Consider the following 16,652-nt stretch of genomic DNA (forward strand, 5'->3'; position numbering starts at 1 on the left):
CAAGAGACCTCATAACTGAAACCACAGGTTCTTCTGGTAGAGGGTAATATCCCCCGCAGGTCGCGTTGCGCCGCTCGCGCGAATCTGGAACGCTGAAGGACTGATCTCACCCTGCTTCGCCAGCGGTCTTTTCTGTATCAGCACCGCTGGCGGCATTTTTTCACTACCCAAGAAGAACAGCACAAGGACACTCTCGATGAACATCCAACGTCATGACACCAAGCCGCGCATGAGCCGCGCCGTGATCCACAACAACACCATCTACCTGTGTGGCCAGGTCGCCGGTCCGGACCATCGCTTCGGGAATATCACGGACCAGGCCAACAGCATGCTCGCGCGTGTCGATGCGCTGCTGGAAGAAGTCGGCACCGACCGCGAGCACCTGCTCTCCGCCACCGTCTATCTCAAGACAATGGACGACTTCAAGACCTTCAACGACATCTGGGACACCTGGGTACCACAAGGTCACGCCCCCGCCCGCGCCTGCGTACAAGCCGCCATGGCCAGCCCGGAACTGCTGTGTGAAATTACCGTGGTCGCCGCCGTTAAGTAACTCGCAGTATGGTTTTTCTAACCCCGCCAGAGATTTCTCTGGTGGGGTTTTATACTTTGTTGATGAGCTAAATGCAGAACTAGCTTTTTGTACATAATCTGTTACTGTTCATTTTTTTGAAAATAAGGACAGGATTTTTATGCTAGAACCTAATGGCAGGGAGATACACGAAGATTCTGCTATAAAAGAAGGTGCAGTTATTGAGAATAAAGAACTTAATAATAAGCTGTTTTTAAGGTTGGTAGCAAAAAAAGTTACATTTACAAATGTGGATTTTAGATACACTATTTTTGATTCAGTGTATTTTAGAGGTTGTTTTTTTAACGGATGTAAGTTTACTGGGTGTAAGTTTTTAAGTAGTAACTTAACTGGCTCCAGTTTTATAGATTGTGACTTTAGCTATGCTGGTTTTGAAAAAACGCAAGTTGATACTGATATATTAAGATCCGAGTTTAATGGGAAGGAAAACCTTAAGTTGAAGTTTGCACGCTCACTGCGCCTAAACTACCAGCAACTAGGAGATTCGAGTGCTGTAAATAAAGCTATTGGAGTAGAGCTTCAAGCAACTGAGATTCATTTAAGAAAAGCTTGGAGATCTAATGAGCCCTATTATAGGAAGAAATATAAAGGAATAAAACACTTAAAAGCATTTGCTGAGTGGTTTAATTTTAAATTCTTGGATCTTGTTTGGGGGAATGGAGAGTCTGCAGGGAAACTAGTTCGTAGTATGTTTTTTGTTTTATTACTTATGTCAGTGGTTCATGTTTATAATTATGGTGATGTCGACTCGATAAGTGATTATTTTCAATCGTTGCTTTTGTCAATACAAGTATTTCTGGGGGTTTTAAAGTACGATGGATATTCTGGGACATATTTGGCTTTGATTTATACAACAAGGCTTATAATGGTCGGCTTCTTTATGTCGATTGTGGTTAAAAGGTTTAATAGGCGATAATATGTATATTTATGCGTTTGGATCCATATGTCGCGGAGAAGTCGATTATTCGTCTGATATAGACATGTTAGCGATAGTCGATACTGAAAATAAACAATTCGACCCACTAGCCTACTCAATATATTCAAAAGCACGACTTCAAGAGTTGTGGTTACAAGGCAATCCATTTGCTTGGCATCTATATCTAGAGTCAAAGTTGATATTCTCAAGAGATGGTATTGATTTTGTTTCTAGTATGGGGGCTCCAAAAAAGTACTCTCATGGAATTCAGGATTGTAAGAAGTTTTATGATATATTCTTGAAGGCTAAGGAGGAGCTGCTTGGGTCTGGGTTTTCTGAAACTTTCGATCTTTCTACTATATTCTTGTCCATTAGGAATTTTGCTACTTGTTACTCTCTGCAATATTCTTCAATACCATGCTTTTCTAGAGATTCAGCATTAAATATTGGTTGTCAAAGCTTATGCATGGATTATGATGCTTATGAAATATTTAAAAGAGCAAGAATTCTGTGTACAAGAGGTGTTGGTGACCCTTTGACTGTTGCGGAAGTTGATGTTGCAAAGAAACATTTAGAAAAGATAAGTGGTTGGATGGAATCTATTCTTGGAGTGCTTTGTAAATGAAGAATTCTGAATTTTATAATAGGATTGACGCCCAGCGGAAAGCTATTAAATTGATAAATAGTTCGGGGGTATACAGTACCCCCATATATGGGTTGTCTGATAAGGCGATTGATCGATGGGCTAATGATAACGATTTATTTATCAATGACAGCTGTGTTTGTTTAATTAAAAAGATTTCAGCAAGCTTGTTCTTTTTGTCTAATAAAAGCCAAGAGCAAGTGACTGATGACTATAAGAAGCTGTCAGGTAGTGTTGATTTAATGCTTGAGGAGTTGGGTGTAAAGTTAGGTGGTTGATGTCTGTATGATGCAATGCAATTAATGATCAAGTTTATCTAGATTCTTATTACTGCTTTATACCTCACCCATTCCCGATAATCCATCCAATCGTTCTGTCTCGCTGAAGCGTGATGCTACAGCGAGATAGTATCGCGGTAAGTATGCAGTTATTTTCAGTGCTAACACATCAGTGAAATATATAACGTGCTATCGTCTTGTTTATCTTCAGACTGCGTATTATTTTCTTAATGCTTTAGAATTAATTTATTGGTATGGGTGTTGAGAGGTACTGTTTTATATTGGTAGATTAAATGTTTCATTCCTAAAGGGTAGTTATGAACTATGGAAAATAAATTTGAGGATATAACTAAGTTTTCAACAAGCAGCGAGCTAGGAAAATCTATCATCACTTTCTCCATACTTGGGTTCCTTATTGGCCTAGTTTCCTCTATGTTAGAGGTGTTGCAATGGGACCCGAGTTTCCTTATAGACTTTATCCAGGAAGGTATTGCCTTAAATCTATTTCTGTATACATGCACTATCAGTGTTGCTATGCTTTTAGTGATAGATAGTTTTTCATCAAAAAATAATAAGTTTTTTAGAGTTGTGAAATCGGGTTTGAATTCTACTTTAGATTTTGGTGTAAGTATTGGGGCTGCATCAATAGCAGTAATCCTTAGTTTTAGTTTGGGCGGGATGCTTATATTTTCTGTTTTTGATAGCGACAAATTAGAAGATGCTTTTAAATTATTGATGCTAGGTATAGGCTACTTCGTGTTATGGTATTTTGTTGTCTATAGTGGTAAATCTATTGAAAAGACGGCTACCTTGTTTCACCATTTTTTAGCTGTAGTCGGTCTATTATTAATTTTTGTTGCTTATTCCTTTCTTTCGCCAGATGTGAGTGCTTCATTTAGACTTGCATTGTTATTCGTGATTACAGTTTTGGGGATTGCTTTGGTGGTTTATTATATTCTGGAGACAATGCGTAAAAAAGATTGATGATCGTGTCACTATAGTTTTATGTTTTATGGGGTGCTTATATTGTATTTTTGAGTTTTATAATGCACTCATACCTAACCCACTCTCGATAAAATCCGTCCAGTCGTTCTGTCTCGCTGAGGTGTGATGCTTCAGCGAGGCGTTCGCGCGCGTCCAGGGGCAGCATGGCGATGCGGGCGTCGAGGTCGTGGGCGTGGCGGGGGTTGCGGTATTCGAGGTCCAGCCCGAGCGGGGCGGTGGCGAGGCCGACGAGCACATGGCCGTGGCGGTGGGCGATGGAGACGTAGAAGCCTGCCGGTAGCGCAGGGTGGTGGGGCGCCTGGCCACGCGGCGACCAGTCGGCCAGTGGCAGCACAATGCCTTGGGCAGCGGCGAGTTCGCCGAGCAGAAGGCGGGCGAGGTGTGATTCGGCTTCTCGTTGCTGGCGACGGCGGGCCTTGGCAGATGACACGGGGGTGTCCGCGTTATCCACATCCGGCTGGCGTGCGCACAGCGAGCGACGGCTGGAGGCTTCAGTCGAGGAGTTGATAGAGGGAGCATCCGAATCAGCACAGGATGCTGGCAGCACACATGCCTCGGCCAGCCACAGGCGGGCTGGCCGAGAGGATGATGCAGAGCAGAGATGCGGCAAGGCGCAGGCAGCGCAGCCAGACGCAGACGCCAGTGAAGCGGCGAGGGCGTGGGGATCATGCGAGATCAGCGGCTCGGTGCTTGGCGGCTCGACACTCAGCGGCTCGGCACTCAGCGGCTCAAGGCTTGGCGAACCACTGCCCAGCGAATCAGTGTTCAGCGAACCAGAGCTCAGCGAAGCGGAGCCATCCGCTGCAGCACGCCCAAGCACCACACAACGATAGGCGGGGTGATCGGTCGGGCGCGTCGCTGGCTCGCCTGCCGAGTTATCCTCAACCGGCTCACTTGTCTCGCTCACGCCACTGCCTTGCCTGGCCGTCATCAGTGCGGCTCAGTTCTTCGGATGCAGGATCACCAGATCCCCACGCAACGCGACGCCCGCGACGATATTGCCCGCATGGCACTCGTACTTCTCGCTGCTGGAGTAGGACACCTTGTCATAGTCGCTGCGGATGTTGATGACCGCATTGGCCCCATATTCGCGCGCCTTTTCCTGCAACTCACGCAGCGCCGACAGGAACACCCAGCGACAGGCTTCCGCATCGCTCTTGTTGGTGGCGTTGGTCTTCGGGTTCACCCGTGCCCAGCCGCGCTTCTCGATCCGCTCGTAGGGCTGCTTGTCACCGAAGAAGAAGGCCACGTCCTTGCCCAGTCGCTGACTGGCCGCGGTGCTGGCCATCACCGGCATGATCGGCAGGAAGTGCTGCGTGTCCCGCGCCACCGCCGGGGCGGAGGCCACAAGCCCCGCAGAGCCGAGCAGCAGCGCGGATACCAGTGTCAGCACACGCGAGGCGCGACCCGAGCGGGCGCGCGTGGCAGGTGCCGCGGAACGTTTCGAGGATGCGAGCGACTGAGCAGAACATGACGCCATCTGAGACCTCTCCTAACAGGGTGATTGACTGGCGCGACGCCAGTGAATATCGCCGTCAGCCAGCCAGGGGCGTGAGCCAATCACACCATAGACCATGCAGCGGGCGCGTATCTTGCGCCAGATCCGACCCGCTGCAAAGTCGTACGATGGCGACACCCTGCAAAGGCGTCAGCGCGAAGCACGGTGACTGGCGCCAGATCAGATTGCCAGTGACTCACTCACCCTGCCAGCGACGCAGAATCAGCGAGGTATTGATGCCACCGAAGGCGAAGTTGTTGCTCATCACGGTGTCCGTCTCGATCTCGCGGCCTGCGCCGGTGAGGTAGTCGAGCTGCGCACAGCGCGGGTCGAGACTGGTGAGATTGGCGGTGCCGTGGAACCAGCCCTCGCGCATCATCTCGATGGCGATCCAGGCCTCCAGCGCGCCACAGGCACCCAGGGTATGGCCGGTGTAACTCTTGAAGGCGCTGATCGGCGTGGAATCACCGAACACCGCATGGGTGGCGTGGCTCTCGGCGATATCGCCGCGCTCGGTGGCGGTGCCATGGGCGCTGACATAGCCGATCTCTGAGGCCTCGACACCGGCATCCTCCAGCGCCATGCGCATCGCGGCTTCCATCATGTTGGCGTCCGGCTGGGTGACGTGACGGCCATCGGAGTTGGTGCCGAAGCCGAGAATCTCGGCGTGGATGGTCGCGCCGCGCGCCAGGGCGTGCTCCAGCTCTTCCAGAATCAGCGTGCCGGCGCCTTCGCCGATCACCAGGCCATCACGTTCGGCATCGAAGGGCCGCGGCGAGAGGTCCGGGCGCTCATTGCAGGTACTGGTGGCGAACAGGGTATCGAACACGGCGGCATCGGCGGCGGACAGCTCCTCGCAGCCACCGGCGACCATCGCGGTCTGGCGGCCGAAGCGGATCGCCTCATAGGCGTAACCGATGCCCTGACTGCCGGAGGTGCAGGCGCTGGAGGTGGTGTGAATCCGCCCCTTGATGCCGAGAAACACACCGATATTGACCGGCGCGGTGTGCGCCATCATGCGGATATAGGAATTGGCGCTGAGCCCGTCGGTGGAGTGGTTGATCAGCATGTTGCCGAAGTCGGCCACCGCATCCGGCTCACCGGCCGAGGCGCCGTAGGCGATGCCCATCTGGCCGCTCTCCTTGAGCGGGCTGTCACTCAGGCCAGCCGCTTCCAGCGCCAGCTCGCTGGAGCGGGTCGCCAGCTGTGCCACACGCCCCATGCTGCGCAGCGCGCGCCGGTTGTAGTGTTTCGGCAGCTCGAAATCGTTGACCGGCGCGCCGAGGCGGGTGTTGAGACCGTCGTACTTGTCCCAGTCCTCGATATAGCGGATGCCGGTGCGCCCGGCGGCCAGGTTGGCGCGCAGGGTCGGCCAGTCATTGCCGATGGGCGAGAAGCCATGCATGCCGGTGACCACGACACGTCTGCCGCGCAGTGCGTGAGAGGAAGTCGTCATCAGAACATCCCCCCGTTCACCGCGATGGTCTGGCGGGTGATGTAGCCGGCGTCCTTCGAGCACAGGAAGGCCACGGTGGCGGCGACTTCCTCGGCTTCCCCCGCGCGGCGCATGGGGATCATCTTCAGCGCCTCTTCCATCTCGACGCCTTCGGTCATCTCGGTGGCGATGACGCCCGGTGCGACGGCATTGACGGTGATGCGGCGCTTGGCCAGCTCCACCGCCAGCGCCTTGACCGCGCCGATCAGCCCCGCCTTGGCGGCGGAATAGTTGACCTGACCCCGATTGCCCATCATGCCCGACACCGAGGACATCACGATGATGCGCCCCGGCTTGCGGCGGCGTACCAGCGGCATGCTAAGCGGCTTGATGACGTTGTAGAAGCCATCGAGGTTGGTGCGGATCACGCTGTCCCAGTCTTCATCGGTGAGCGCCGGGAAGGCGTTGTCGGCATGGATACCGGCATTGCAGATCACCCCGTAGTAGCAGCCGTGGGCCTCGATATCGGCTTCCAGCGCGCTGCGTGCGGCCTCTCGGTCGGCGACATCGAAGCTCAGGATGCGCGATTCGCCGCCCAGGGCGCTGATCTCACGCGCGACCTCCTCGGCGGCGTCGCGGCGCGAGCGGCAATGCAGCACCAGGTTGTAGCCTTCGCGGGCCAGGCGCAGCGCGATGGCGCGGCCGATGCCACGGCTGGAGCCGGTGACCAGAATCCACTCGCGTGCTTCAGGGGCGGCGGTGGCAGTTTCAGTAGCGGGGGGTGTGACAGACATCAGACATTACCTTGCGATGAGGCACCGGCAGCATCCTGCTGTCCGGGTGAGGATTCTTGTGTGGTCTCTTGCGTAGACGCCGCGGAGGGCAGCGCCTCAGGCGCCGGCTCGAAGACATTGACGCCGGCACGCGCGACAGTGGCGCCGTGCTCGTCGCTGATGGTGGCCTCGAAGGCACCCAGACCGTTGTCGGCGCGATAGTCGAGCTGAACATGAATCTGCCAGCGACAGTCGCAGGAAAAGGCGGCGACTTCGCTCTCATAACGGCGACTCCCGAGCAGAAAGCCGACCCGTGGCGGCTGGCCGCTGCGCGCGGCCTGCAGGCCCGACCAGGCGGCGATGGCCTGCGCCATCCATTCAAGCCCGACCCAGGCGGGAATCACGGCCAGGCCGTCGGCGTCCTGCTCGGCGAACAGGTTGTCTGGCGTCGGGGTGATGTCGGCGCTCAGCGAATGCTCGTCACAGCGCAGCACGCTATCCAGCAGGCACATGCCGGCATCATGGGGCACATAGGGGCCGATGGCGCAGGGCATGGCGGGATAGCGCGCCTCACGGGGCTGCACCTCAGCGCCAGCAGGGGAAACTGAGTCGGTGCTCGGGGTCAGCATGCAGAGGACTCCGGGTCGGTAGTGTGGCGCTCCAGCACCAGCGAGATATTGTTGCCGCCGAAGGCGAAGGCATTGCTCATCACCCGCAGCGGCGGGGTCTCGGGGCGGTCACGATAGACGATGTTGAGCGCAGGCAGCGTCGGGTCCAGCGCCTCACGCGGCGTGGCATGCGGCGGCAGGCGGCCATGTTCCAGCGCCAGCCAGCAGAAGGCGGCTTCCAGCGCCCCGCAGGCGCCCAGCGTATGGCCGGTGAGGGCCTTGGTCGAGCTGACGGCGGGCAGACGAGGCTCGTCGGTATCAGAACCGGCATCAGAACCGCTGTCAGAGTCGGCATCTGCACCGAACAGGCGGCTGATGGCGAGGCTTTCCATCGCGTCATTCAGCGGCGTGGCGGTGCCGTGCAGGTTGATGTAATCGATCTCGCCGGGGGTGCGTCCGGCACTGGCGAGCGCGCCGCGCATGGCGGCCTCGGCGCCGCTGCCATCGGGGCAGGGCGCGGAAATATGGTGGGCATCGCTGGATTCGCCGACGCCGGTCAGCTGTACGCCGCCGCGCTCCGGCGTGACCACGAACAGCACCGCGGCCTCGCCCAGATTGATGCCATCGCGCTCGGCCCCCAGCGGCAGGCTCTCCTTGCGGCTGACGGCCTCCAGGCTCATGAAGCCTTTCACCGTCATGTGGCACAGGCTGTCGGCGCCACCGGCGATCACCGCATCGCACTGACCGGAGGCCAGCAGGCGGCGTGCGCTGGCCAGGGCCTTGGCGCTGGAGGTGCAGGCGGTGGACAGGGTGTAGACCGGCCCACGCGCGCCGCTCAGCCAGGCGACACACTCGGCGGGCGCGCCCAGTTCCTGACGACGATATTCAAAGCTTTGCGGCCAGCTGTCGGCGCTCGGCGTGCCCTGGGCGACGGCGGCGCGCTGGGCGTCCATCGCGGCTTCCGTCTCGCCGATGCCGGAGGTGCTGGTGCCGAGCACCACGCCGATGCGCTCCGGCGCGATGCCCTGGCGCTTGAGGGCTTCAAGCTCCGGTGCCAGCTGCTCAAGCGCGGTGGCCAGCAGGCGGTTGTTGCGTGAGCGCAGCGGGGCCGGCCAATCGCTGTCATCCACCAGTCGCGCGGTGACGCGCCCCAGTGACAGCGGCGTGCCGGGGCTGAAGTCATCACTGACACGCAGGCCACGGCTGGCGCTGAACAGCGCACTGCTGATCAGGCCGTGGTCTGCGCCCAGCGGGCAGACGATGCCGGGGCGTGACAGGCGACAGGCGTTGCCAGTGTCGCGGCCCTGGGGGGTAGCGGTGGCCACGGTTGCAACAGATTCAGTCATGCGCGAGAGCTTCCGGTGAGTCGTCAGGATCGTTCTGTGTGCTGGGCCGCTGCCAGCGGTTCCAGCGTCAGCTGCATGTCGGCTGCTGGGTCGCGCAGGGTCACGCGGCCGCTGGCATCGCGGGTCAGCTCGGCGATGGTCACACCATCTTGCGTGATGATGCGCTGCGCGGGCTGGCGGCGTTGCTGCCAGTCGCCGCGTTGTACCAGCTGCCAGCCTGTGTTCGCAAAGGCGGCATCGATCGCGGCCTGCGGCCAGTGCACCCAGGCGATACGCCGCGCCAGCCAGTCGGCGCTGAAGGGCAGCTTCTCGAGCACCTCGGGGCGTGCCTTCTCGAAACGGCTGCCGTCGGCGTCATGCACCAGCGTCAGCAGGCGTTGGCCCTGCACGCTGAGCATGACCAGCCGCATGGCCTCGGGCGATTGGCGCAGTACGCCGATGAGAGGCGGCAGGTTGTGCTCCTGCGCACCCTCGCCAGCCTCGGCACTGGCATCGACACTTTCATCGGCATCGACATCGACAGTCCGTTTTGCGTTGTCATCACTCTCTATACGCGCCACACGCAGAATCAGACGTTGGGTGCTGGTCTGCTCGAGACTCGCAAGCGCCGGCATCGGGCTGGCAGCCTCCAGCGGCTGTGGGGCAAGCAGGCTGCAGCCGCTCAACAGCAGCGTGGCGGCCACGGCGAGGCTGGCCAGCCCTGCTGAACGCAGCCCGACTGTGTGCAGCCCAGTAGAGCGCAGCCCTGTGGAAACAACGTGAGAGGCGAAAGACATGTTTTTCATGACGCTACTTTACCTGTTCTCGCCGACGCTTGCTGCGCGGCCGAAGGCGCTGAGGCCAGCGAGCGAATCGCTTTCCTGCACCGCGTCTGGCGCGAGTGTCTGCTCGGGCGCGGTCAGTCTGGCAAGGGCCGTCAGGCGGCGGCGACTGGCACTGACGAAGGGGTTGGCCGTGTCCCAGGCGTAACCGGCGAGCACCGCGCTGATCATCTGGCGAATCCGCGCATGCGGCTCAGGATGATAGATGATGTCGGTCAGGCGGCTGTCGTACCAGGCGGTGACGAATTCGCGGAAGACCTCGATGCCACGGCGCAGCGGCTGCTCGTATTCGCTGGCCCAGTCGGGGCGCTGCTCATCGCGGGTCGCGGTAAGTTCACGCGCGACCAGCGGCGCGGCACGCAGCGCCGATTCCAGCGCGATGGTCACGCCGGAGGAGAACACCGGGTCCAGAAATTCTCCGGCATTGCCGAGCAGCGCATAGCCCGGGCCATGCAGGCGACTGACATCGGCGCTGTAACCGCCCAGCGACTGCACGGCGTTGGCCGGTCGAGCATCACGCAGCAGCTCCGCCAGGCGCGGTTCTTCCATCACCCACTGCCACAGGCGTGTCTGCGCATCGTCCTCGGCGCCAGGCTCGATCAGCTCGCGCGGGCCGACCACGCCCAGCGAGGCGCGGCCATTGGCGAAGGGAATCAGCCAGTACCAGACATCGGGATGCGTCGGATGCGAGGCGATCAGGATATTGTCGCGGCGATAACCCTCGGCGGGCGGCGCGAGGTCGGCGATGCCATCGTGGACATGGCCGAACAGCGCCATGCGCGGCTCCAGACGCGGGTCACGCTCAAGCGATTCGAGCCGCGCCAGCACGCGGCCATAGCCGCTGGCATCCAGCACGAAGGCGGCCTCCAGCTCGCGGCCATCCGCCAGCGTGAGACGTGGCCCCTGCGCATGGCCGGTGACGTCGCTCTGCGCGGGGCGGGCGGGAGTGAAACCCGTGACCGTGACGCCGAATTCGACCTCGGCACCTGCCGCCCGCGCGCCCTCGATCAGACGCTGATCAAAGTCGGCGCGCTCTACCTGCCAGGTGGTGCCGGGGCCGTCACTGAACTTGTCGCGGAAGTCGATCACGCGATGCTCGCCGCGGCGGGTGAAGGCCGCACCGGTCTTGCGCTGATAGCCACCGGCGGCCGCGGCCTCCATCAAGCCGCAGGCCTCCAGATGCTGCATGCAACGTGGCAGCAGGCTCTCGCCGATGGAGAAGCGCGGGAAGTGGCTGCGCTCCAGTACGCGCACCGCATGGCCCGCGCGTGCCAGCCACGCCGCCGCCGCCGCACCGGCGGGTCCGGCGCCGATGATGATGACTTCCTTGCGTGGTGGGTTGTTGCTGCGATCTGCCGATTCCATGGCATCGTCCCCTGTCGTTGTCGTTATGTGTACATGTTGCGCTGCGTTCCCTGCGGCTTGCTTGCCTCTCGCTTGCCTCTCGCTTATGGCCCGAATCAACTGCGCGCGAAGGGCACCAGGCACCAGGTGGCGCTCAGCCCCAGCAGGCAGGCCAGCCCCAGTGCCGCCAGTGCCGGTGTCTGACTGAAGCTCAACAACCCAAAGGCTAGCAGGCTGGAGGCGCACGACAGCGAAATCGCCAGCAGGCTGGCCTGCGATGCACGGCTGGCGCTGGTCTGTGCTTTGCCTTGTTCGGCTTTTTCATTCGCGCTGCGCGTGGGATTACTTTTCTCTGCGCTGCGCGCGGGATGCTCGGCACAGAAGATGCCAGCATCGAGGCCAATTCCGAGGACCAGCAACAGGCCCAGCAGGTGGAAGAGGTTGAGGCCGACGCCTGCCAGCGTCAGGGCCGCCAGCGTCAGCACCAGTCCGCCCAGCGGCGGCAGCAGGGCTCGCCAGGTGTTGCGGCGATAGCGCAGCGCCAGCAGCAGGCTGATCAAGACCACCGCGCCGCCGACCAGCCAGGCCATCTCGCTGCGAATCCTGCCCAGCGTCGTCGAGAGCCTGGCGACCTGATCGACATACTCGAGGCTGTCGTCATCCGCGGCGAGGCGCGCAAGCGCTGCGCTGTCCTCAGCCGTGACATCGCCGAAGCGCACGATGCCGATGGCGGCGCTGCGTGAGTCGAGCCACAGTCGCTGGCCCATCTCACCGGCGGGCAGCGCGACCCAATCGGCCGGGCGCAGCGGGTGGGCGTCTGCGATGGCCTGCTCGGCACGCGTGACCAGCTCGGGTGGCAGGCCTGCGGTGCTCAGCACCTGGGGCAGCAGGGTGCGGGTGCGCTCACGCATGGCGCCGAGATTGGCCTGCTGCTGTTCAAGCGTCGGCAGTTGCTGAGCGAGGCTCGCCCAGTGGCCCAGCTGCTGTTGTGCATTCAGCTGCTGGAAGGTGCCTTCCAGCGCATGCAGGCGCGTGAGCAGGGCGGCGTCAGTCTCGGCCTGCACGATCAGGTAGCGCAGGCCGTCCGGTTCGGCGAGCAGGCGCTGGACCTCACGTTGCTCATTGATCAGAGACGCAGGCGAGGGGTTGAGCTGCGTGAGGCGGTCATCACTGCGCAGTCCGTAGAGGCTGGCCAGCGCGGCCAGCAGCAGCAGGCCCAGTGCCTGCCAGCTGCGCTTGCCGGGGATGGCGCGCGCCAGCCAGTGTGCGGCGCGGGCGGCGGGGGAGTCCACGCGGGTGGCCTGTGTCGGCAGTGGCAGTTGCGGTAGCCACAGGCGCACGCTCAGCCAGGCACCGATCAAGCCGAGCGCCGCGAACATGCCCATCTGGCGCAGGCCGGGCATCGGCGTCAGGGTGATGGCCAGATAGGCGGCGAGGCTGGAACACAGTCCCAGCGTCAGGCCCGGCCACAGCGCGGCGAGCCCGCCGCGGCCCTTCGTTGTCGTCAGACGGCGCATGCACTCCAGATGCAGCACGTAATCGATGGAGATGCCGATCAGGCTGGCGCCGAAGGCCAGCGTCAGCACATGCAGGCTGCCGAAGGCCCACCAGGTCAGCGGCAGCGCGAACAGCACGCCGGTGGCCACCGGCACCAGCAGCAAGGGCAGCCGCCGTGGGGTGCGGAACACCGCCCACAGCAACAGCAGCACGCCGATCAGCGAGCCGAGCCCGATGGTCGACATCTCCTGTTTGGCCTGCTGCGCGCCGTTGCTGGCATGGAAGACCAGCCCGGAGCGCAGCAGCTGGACGTCGGGATAGTCGGCCTTCACGCCATCCACGGCCTGCTCCAGCGCCTGCTGATCACTCATCGCGTAGGCGCTGCCCGTGAGGGTGGCACTGATCAGCCGATAACCGTTGCCAGGCTGATCGCTGCCCTTTCCGTCGCTGTGCTGTTCGTCACTGTGCTGTTTATCACTGTCCTGTTCGTCACGGTCTGAGCCAGCGGAAGCCGGCGCGCGCAGCAACAGCTGGCCGCCGGACAGCGACAGGTTGGCTGGCGTCAGCCAGCTCTGCCAGGCGCCGGCGAGGCCGAAGGGGTCACGGATCAGGTCGCGCTGGCCGCCGGGCTGGAACAGCTGCCTGAGGGCGCGCGCCTGCCAGTCATCGTCACTCAGACCTGCAAGCGACGGGGCGATCAGCGCCGGCTGGACCTCTGCCGGCAGGCGCAGGCTTTCGAGACTCTTGCCGTCATCCAGCCTCGCGATGGGCGCGAGCGCCTGACGCAGCGCCTGGGCGGCGGCGTCACGCTGCTTGCGTGCGGCGGCGCTGGCATCGTCTGCGCCGACCAGAATCACCAGCCGGTTGGCGGTGTCATCCAGCGATTCGGCGCGCGCCGCCAACGGGCTGCGCTCCTGCTGTGGCAGCATGGCGGTGATGCGGGTGTCGATCGCCCCGCGCCATGGGCTCTGCGGGGCGATCTTCGCGGCCAGCAGCAGGGCGCACAGCAGCAGGGCGGCGGCCCACAGCCAGCGCCAGACGGCGCGATCCAGCCCCTTGCGCGGCTCACGGCTGGGCGATGTCATCGCTCGCAGTGACCGCCAGCGGTGAGCGCCAGCTCAAGGCGGTCACCGTCGCCGCTGTCGAGATTCACGTGTTCCAGCCAGCTGCCACCGTCGATCTCGAGGCGCTCGATGGCCTCGGCGAGGCGAGCATCGTTGGGCGTCAGGCTGGCCTGCCAGTCATCCGGCGTGCCCGTCAACGTCAGGGAGAAGTGCTCCTCGAGCGCCTGCCAGTCGCCGTGGAAGAAGCTGATCAGCAGCTCCGCCATCGCCTGCTGGTCGGCCGGCAGCGGCTCGCCATTCGGGCCTTGGCTGGCATCGGGGCGCATCTCGAGACGGTCTTCAATCGGCGAAGTGGTTTCCCACACCAGGCCTGCGGGTGCGTTCGGGTCACCGATCAGACGGAAGTGACCCCGGCTCTCGAGCTCTGCACCGACATCCTCGAGCCAGCGCGTCTGCTGAAAATCACCGCAGACTGGGGCGGTGCGCGCCAGCTGTTGCGTCAGGGCGCGGGCGTCGAATCTGGCGGCGCTGGTCTTGGGAGCACTGGTCTCTGAGGCACTGGTCTCGGATGCGCTGGCCCAGGGGGCACCGGCAGTCAGCAGCAGGGCAGTGGCGGCAATGGCAAGGCGCGAAGTCATCACGGCGTTCCTTGTGTTTCTGAAGGGGAGGCAGGCGAATCACTGGTGTGTGTCAGCGCTTGTTCGGCCTGCCAGGCGGCCAGCCGCTCGCTGAGCGCGGCGGGCGAGGCCAGCAGCATCTCGCCATCTTCCAACCCGACCGCGACCTGCACGCTGTAGCCACGGGTCAGGCGCTTGCCGCTCTCGACATCGCGGATCACGTAGTCGAGCTTGAGGCGGTTTTCCCACTCGCGCAGCCGCGCGGTGACGGCGATGCGCTGACCGAAGCGCGCCGGGCCGGCATAGCGCAGGCGCAGGTCGATCACCGGCCAGGCGTAGCCGGAATCGCGCATCTGCGGGTAGTTGTAGTCGAGCATGTCGAGCAGCTTGCAGCGGGCGATCTCGAGATAGCGCACGTAATGGCCGTGCCAGGCGACTTCCATCATGTCGACGTCGTGGAAGGGCACTTCCATCTCTACCGTGGCGGTCGGCATCGGGGTGTCTGTGGGCTGATTCATGGCGTTTTTCTTGCTCAAGGCTGCCTCGCTCATGGCTTTTTCCTCGCTCAAGGCTGTCCGCTCGCTCATGCGTGGGCCTCGTCGGCGCTCAGGGCCCAATGGCGCTCACGGATGCGCGCACATAGCAGGCGCAGGTCGGCTTCCAGGCCGCGATCTTCCTCGAGGGGCGCGATGTCTTCACGCAGTTCACGGGTGAAGGCGGCCAGTCTGGGCGGCGTGGCGGCTTGCCCCGTGATGTCGGCGCGCTGCTCGCTGCCCTGCACGGCGGCGTGCAGGGTGGCGGCGGCAACCTGTTCCACCAGTGTCAGCACGCGTAGCGCATCCCGCGCGGCGATGGTGCCCATGCTGACCTTGTCCTGATTGTGGCACTCGGTGGAACGCGAGAAGACGCTGGCGGGCATGGTCAGCTTGAGGGCTTCCGCCGTCCAGGCCGAGGCGCCGATCTGTACCGCCTTGTAGCCATGATTGAGCGGCGCGCGCTCAGGCGTGGCACCGCTGAGGTTGCTGGGCAGGCCACGGTTGTAGCGGCTGTCGACCAGCAGTGCCAGCTGGCGGTCGAGCAGGTCGGCCAGGTTGGCGACCGCCGTCTTGAGGCTGTCCATCACCATCGCCACATGGCCACCGTAGAAGTGGCCGCCGTGAAGAATCTTGCCTGCCTCGACATCGATCAGCGGATTGTCGTTGGCGCTGTTGAGCTCGGTCTCCAGGAAGCTGCGCCACCAGCTGAGGCTGTCCTCGACCACGCCGATGACGTGGGGCGCGCAGCGCGTCGAGTAGCGGTCCTGCAGGCGCGGCGAGTTGATCGGCGTAGCATCGACTTCCGGCGCCGCCGGGTGGGCCAGATCATCGCGCAGCCACTGGGCCACGCGGGCTTGACCGGGATGTGGCTTGGCGGCGAACAGATCGGCATCGAAGTGGTAGGGGTTGCCTTCCAGCGCCTGCACGCTGAGCGCGGTGATGCGCGCGCTCAGGCGGCTGAGGTAGGTGGTGCGGCCGTAGGCCAGCGCGGCGAGGGCCGTCATCACGGCGGTGCCGTTCATCAGCGCCAGACCTTCCTTGGGGCGCAGCACATAGGGTGTCAGGCCGTGTGCCGCGAAGACCTCCGCCGTCGGGCGCAGCGCGTGGGGCTGGCCTGCGCCGGGGCGCACCCAGACCTCACGCTCGCCACACAGCACGGCGGCCACATAGGACAGCGGGGTGAGGTCGCCGCTGGCACCCACCGAGCCTTCCTCGGGAATGCGCGGCAGGATGTCGTGATTGAGCAGCCATACGAGGCGCTCCAGCAGCGCCATGCTGACCCCGGAGACACCACGGCACAGCGAGACGAGGCGCACCATCACCACCGCGCGGCTGCTGACCACATCCAGGTCCGCGCCCATGCCACAGCCGTGGAAGGTATAGAGGTGGCGCGGCAGGGCTTCGAGGTCCTCTGCCCCCTGCACGGCACGCGTCACGGAATCGCCGTAACCGGTGGTGACGCCGTAGACCACGCCTTCCTCTTCCAGCAGGCGTTCCAGCAGGGCCGGGCCGGCCTCGATACGGGCGCGGAAGGCGGCATCCGGGGTCAGGCGCACCTCACGGCGGCCTTCGGCGACATCGATCAACTGCTCGAGGGTGATATCACTGCCGTCGAGAATCAGGGCGGAGGAAGAGGTGGCGGGCTGTGACATGACGAGGTACCTGGCGAAGAGAGAAGC

The 16,652-nt window shown here is 61.5% G+C and carries 18 protein-coding genes; 5 read left to right on the top strand and 13 right to left on the bottom strand.

All coding sequences use genetic code 11. The annotated features are described in order from the left end of the window. Positions 1–9: 9 nt before the first annotated feature. The gene (locus MSG32_RS00390; RefSeq protein WP_248376879.1) at positions 10–204 is read right to left on the bottom strand and encodes a hypothetical protein; all 195 of its coding nucleotides are present in this window, start codon (positions 202–204) and stop codon (positions 10–12) included. Here MSG32_RS00390 and MSG32_RS00395 point away from each other — a divergent pair. From MSG32_RS00395 to MSG32_RS00415, 5 genes are all read left to right on the top strand, one after another. Then, a complete protein-coding gene (locus MSG32_RS00395; RefSeq protein WP_043331456.1) occupies positions 197–553 on the top strand; it encodes a RidA family protein in 357 nt (118 codons plus the stop codon). The genes MSG32_RS00390 and MSG32_RS00395 overlap by 8 nt on opposite strands. 139 nt (positions 554–692) lie before the next feature. Then, complete coding sequence (locus MSG32_RS00400; RefSeq protein ID WP_248376880.1) at positions 693–1,508, top strand: pentapeptide repeat-containing protein; 816 nt, start codon at positions 693–695, stop codon at positions 1,506–1,508. Positions 1,509–1,572: 64 nt separating this feature from the next. Beyond that, on the top strand, positions 1,573–2,133 hold the full coding sequence (locus tag MSG32_RS00405) for a hypothetical protein (RefSeq protein WP_248376881.1): 561 nt from the start codon (positions 1,573–1,575) through the stop codon (positions 2,131–2,133). Next, positions 2,130–2,429: a hypothetical protein gene (locus MSG32_RS00410; protein ID WP_248376882.1), complete on the top strand. Its 300-nt coding sequence runs from the start codon at positions 2,130–2,132 to the stop codon at positions 2,427–2,429. Before MSG32_RS00405 ends, MSG32_RS00410 begins: the two co-directional genes overlap by 4 nt. Positions 2,430–2,753: 324 nt before the next feature. Next, on the top strand, positions 2,754–3,413 hold the full coding sequence (locus MSG32_RS00415) for a hypothetical protein (protein WP_248376883.1): 660 nt from the start codon (positions 2,754–2,756) through the stop codon (positions 3,411–3,413). A 37-nt stretch (positions 3,414–3,450) separates the two neighbouring features. On the opposite strand, the gene MSG32_RS00420 is transcribed toward MSG32_RS00415, so the two are convergent. The 12 genes from MSG32_RS00420 to MSG32_RS00475 all read right to left on the bottom strand — a co-directional run bounded on the left by MSG32_RS00420 (position 3,451) and on the right by MSG32_RS00475 (position 16,625). Further along, a complete protein-coding gene (locus tag MSG32_RS00420; protein WP_248376885.1) occupies positions 3,451–4,365 on the bottom strand; it encodes a hypothetical protein in 915 nt (304 codons plus the stop codon). Positions 4,366–4,374: 9 nt separating this feature from the next. Continuing rightward, positions 4,375–4,914 carry a heavy metal-binding domain-containing protein gene (locus tag MSG32_RS00425; RefSeq protein WP_248376887.1) on the bottom strand — a complete coding sequence of 180 codons (540 nt, stop codon included), beginning with the start codon at positions 4,912–4,914 and terminating at the stop codon, positions 4,375–4,377. 214 nt (positions 4,915–5,128) lie between these two features. Continuing rightward, positions 5,129–6,388: a beta-ketoacyl-ACP synthase gene (locus MSG32_RS00430; protein ID WP_248376888.1), complete on the bottom strand. Its 1,260-nt coding sequence runs from the start codon at positions 6,386–6,388 to the stop codon at positions 5,129–5,131. Continuing rightward, a complete protein-coding gene (fabG, locus tag MSG32_RS00435; RefSeq protein WP_248376889.1) occupies positions 6,388–7,161 on the bottom strand; it encodes a 3-oxoacyl-ACP reductase FabG in 774 nt (257 codons plus the stop codon). The genes MSG32_RS00430 and fabG overlap by 1 nt, the downstream gene beginning before the upstream one ends. Further along, on the bottom strand, positions 7,161–7,769 hold the full coding sequence (locus tag MSG32_RS00440; protein ID WP_248376891.1) for a hotdog family protein: 609 nt from the start codon (positions 7,767–7,769) through the stop codon (positions 7,161–7,163). The genes fabG and MSG32_RS00440 overlap by 1 nt, the downstream gene beginning before the upstream one ends. Beyond that, complete coding sequence (locus tag MSG32_RS00445) at positions 7,763–9,094, bottom strand: beta-ketoacyl-ACP synthase (protein WP_248376892.1); 1,332 nt, start codon at positions 9,092–9,094, stop codon at positions 7,763–7,765. The genes MSG32_RS00440 and MSG32_RS00445 overlap by 7 nt, the downstream gene beginning before the upstream one ends. 23 nt (positions 9,095–9,117) lie before the next feature. Continuing rightward, entirely contained in the window at positions 9,118–9,879 is a 762-nt protein-coding gene (locus MSG32_RS00450; protein WP_248376893.1) for a DUF3261 domain-containing protein, read from the bottom strand. 9 nt (positions 9,880–9,888) lie between these two features. After that, positions 9,889–11,280 (bottom strand): tryptophan 7-halogenase, encoded by a 1,392-nt coding sequence (locus tag MSG32_RS00455; RefSeq protein WP_248376894.1) that lies wholly within the window; start codon positions 11,278–11,280, stop codon positions 9,889–9,891. 95 nt (positions 11,281–11,375) lie between these two features. Then, positions 11,376–13,841, bottom strand: coding sequence for a hypothetical protein (locus MSG32_RS00460; RefSeq protein ID WP_248376895.1), 2,466 nt, complete (start codon positions 13,839–13,841; stop codon positions 11,376–11,378). Beyond that, positions 13,838–14,458 (bottom strand): outer membrane lipoprotein carrier protein LolA, encoded by a 621-nt coding sequence (locus MSG32_RS00465; protein WP_248376896.1) that lies wholly within the window; start codon positions 14,456–14,458, stop codon positions 13,838–13,840. Before MSG32_RS00465 ends, MSG32_RS00460 begins: the two co-directional genes overlap by 4 nt. Further along, entirely contained in the window at positions 14,458–14,955 is a 498-nt protein-coding gene (locus MSG32_RS00470; protein ID WP_052384265.1) for an acyl-CoA thioesterase, read from the bottom strand. The genes MSG32_RS00465 and MSG32_RS00470 overlap by 1 nt, the downstream gene beginning before the upstream one ends. Positions 14,956–15,020: 65 nt before the next feature. Then, positions 15,021–16,625 carry an aromatic amino acid ammonia-lyase gene (locus MSG32_RS00475; RefSeq protein ID WP_248376897.1) on the bottom strand — a complete coding sequence of 535 codons (1,605 nt, stop codon included), beginning with the start codon at positions 16,623–16,625 and terminating at the stop codon, positions 15,021–15,023. Between the last annotated feature and the right edge of the window lie 27 nt (positions 16,626–16,652).

The sequence above is a fragment of the Cobetia sp. 1CM21F genome, assembly GCF_023161745.1.
Classification (GTDB): Bacteria; Pseudomonadota; Gammaproteobacteria; order Pseudomonadales; family Halomonadaceae; genus Cobetia; species Cobetia amphilecti.

Bases quoted from the DNA above. Each gene is read 5' to 3' on its own strand.
- MSG32_RS00395 (WP_043331456.1), top strand. From the start codon at position 197: ATGAACATCCAACGTCATGACACCAAGCCGCGCATGAGCCGCGCCGTG.
- MSG32_RS00390 (WP_248376879.1), bottom strand. From the start codon at position 204: ATGTTCATCGAGAGTGTCCTTGTGCTGTTCTTCTTGGGTAGTGAAAAA.
- MSG32_RS00400 (WP_248376880.1), top strand. From the start codon at position 693: ATGCTAGAACCTAATGGCAGGGAGATACACGAAGATTCTGCTATAAAA.
- MSG32_RS00405 (WP_248376881.1), top strand. From the start codon at position 1,573: ATGTTAGCGATAGTCGATACTGAAAATAAACAATTCGACCCACTAGCC.
- MSG32_RS00410 (WP_248376882.1), top strand. From the start codon at position 2,130: ATGAAGAATTCTGAATTTTATAATAGGATTGACGCCCAGCGGAAAGCT.
- MSG32_RS00415 (WP_248376883.1), top strand. From the start codon at position 2,754: ATGGAAAATAAATTTGAGGATATAACTAAGTTTTCAACAAGCAGCGAG.
- MSG32_RS00420 (WP_248376885.1), bottom strand. From the start codon at position 4,365: ATGACGGCCAGGCAAGGCAGTGGCGTGAGCGAGACAAGTGAGCCGGTT.
- MSG32_RS00425 (WP_248376887.1), bottom strand. From the start codon at position 4,914: ATGGCGTCATGTTCTGCTCAGTCGCTCGCATCCTCGAAACGTTCCGCG.
- MSG32_RS00430 (WP_248376888.1), bottom strand. From the start codon at position 6,388: ATGACGACTTCCTCTCACGCACTGCGCGGCAGACGTGTCGTGGTCACC.
- fabG (WP_248376889.1), bottom strand. From the start codon at position 7,161: ATGTCTGTCACACCCCCCGCTACTGAAACTGCCACCGCCGCCCCTGAA.
- MSG32_RS00440 (WP_248376891.1), bottom strand. From the start codon at position 7,769: ATGCTGACCCCGAGCACCGACTCAGTTTCCCCTGCTGGCGCTGAGGTG.
- MSG32_RS00445 (WP_248376892.1), bottom strand. From the start codon at position 9,094: ATGACTGAATCTGTTGCAACCGTGGCCACCGCTACCCCCCAGGGCCGC.
- MSG32_RS00450 (WP_248376893.1), bottom strand. From the start codon at position 9,879: ATGAAAAACATGTCTTTCGCCTCTCACGTTGTTTCCACAGGGCTGCGC.
- MSG32_RS00455 (WP_248376894.1), bottom strand. From the start codon at position 11,280: ATGGAATCGGCAGATCGCAGCAACAACCCACCACGCAAGGAAGTCATC.
- MSG32_RS00460 (WP_248376895.1), bottom strand. From the start codon at position 13,841: ATGACATCGCCCAGCCGTGAGCCGCGCAAGGGGCTGGATCGCGCCGTC.
- MSG32_RS00465 (WP_248376896.1), bottom strand. From the start codon at position 14,458: ATGACTTCGCGCCTTGCCATTGCCGCCACTGCCCTGCTGCTGACTGCC.
- MSG32_RS00470 (WP_052384265.1), bottom strand. From the start codon at position 14,955: ATGAATCAGCCCACAGACACCCCGATGCCGACCGCCACGGTAGAGATG.
- MSG32_RS00475 (WP_248376897.1), bottom strand. From the start codon at position 16,625: ATGTCACAGCCCGCCACCTCTTCCTCCGCCCTGATTCTCGACGGCAGT.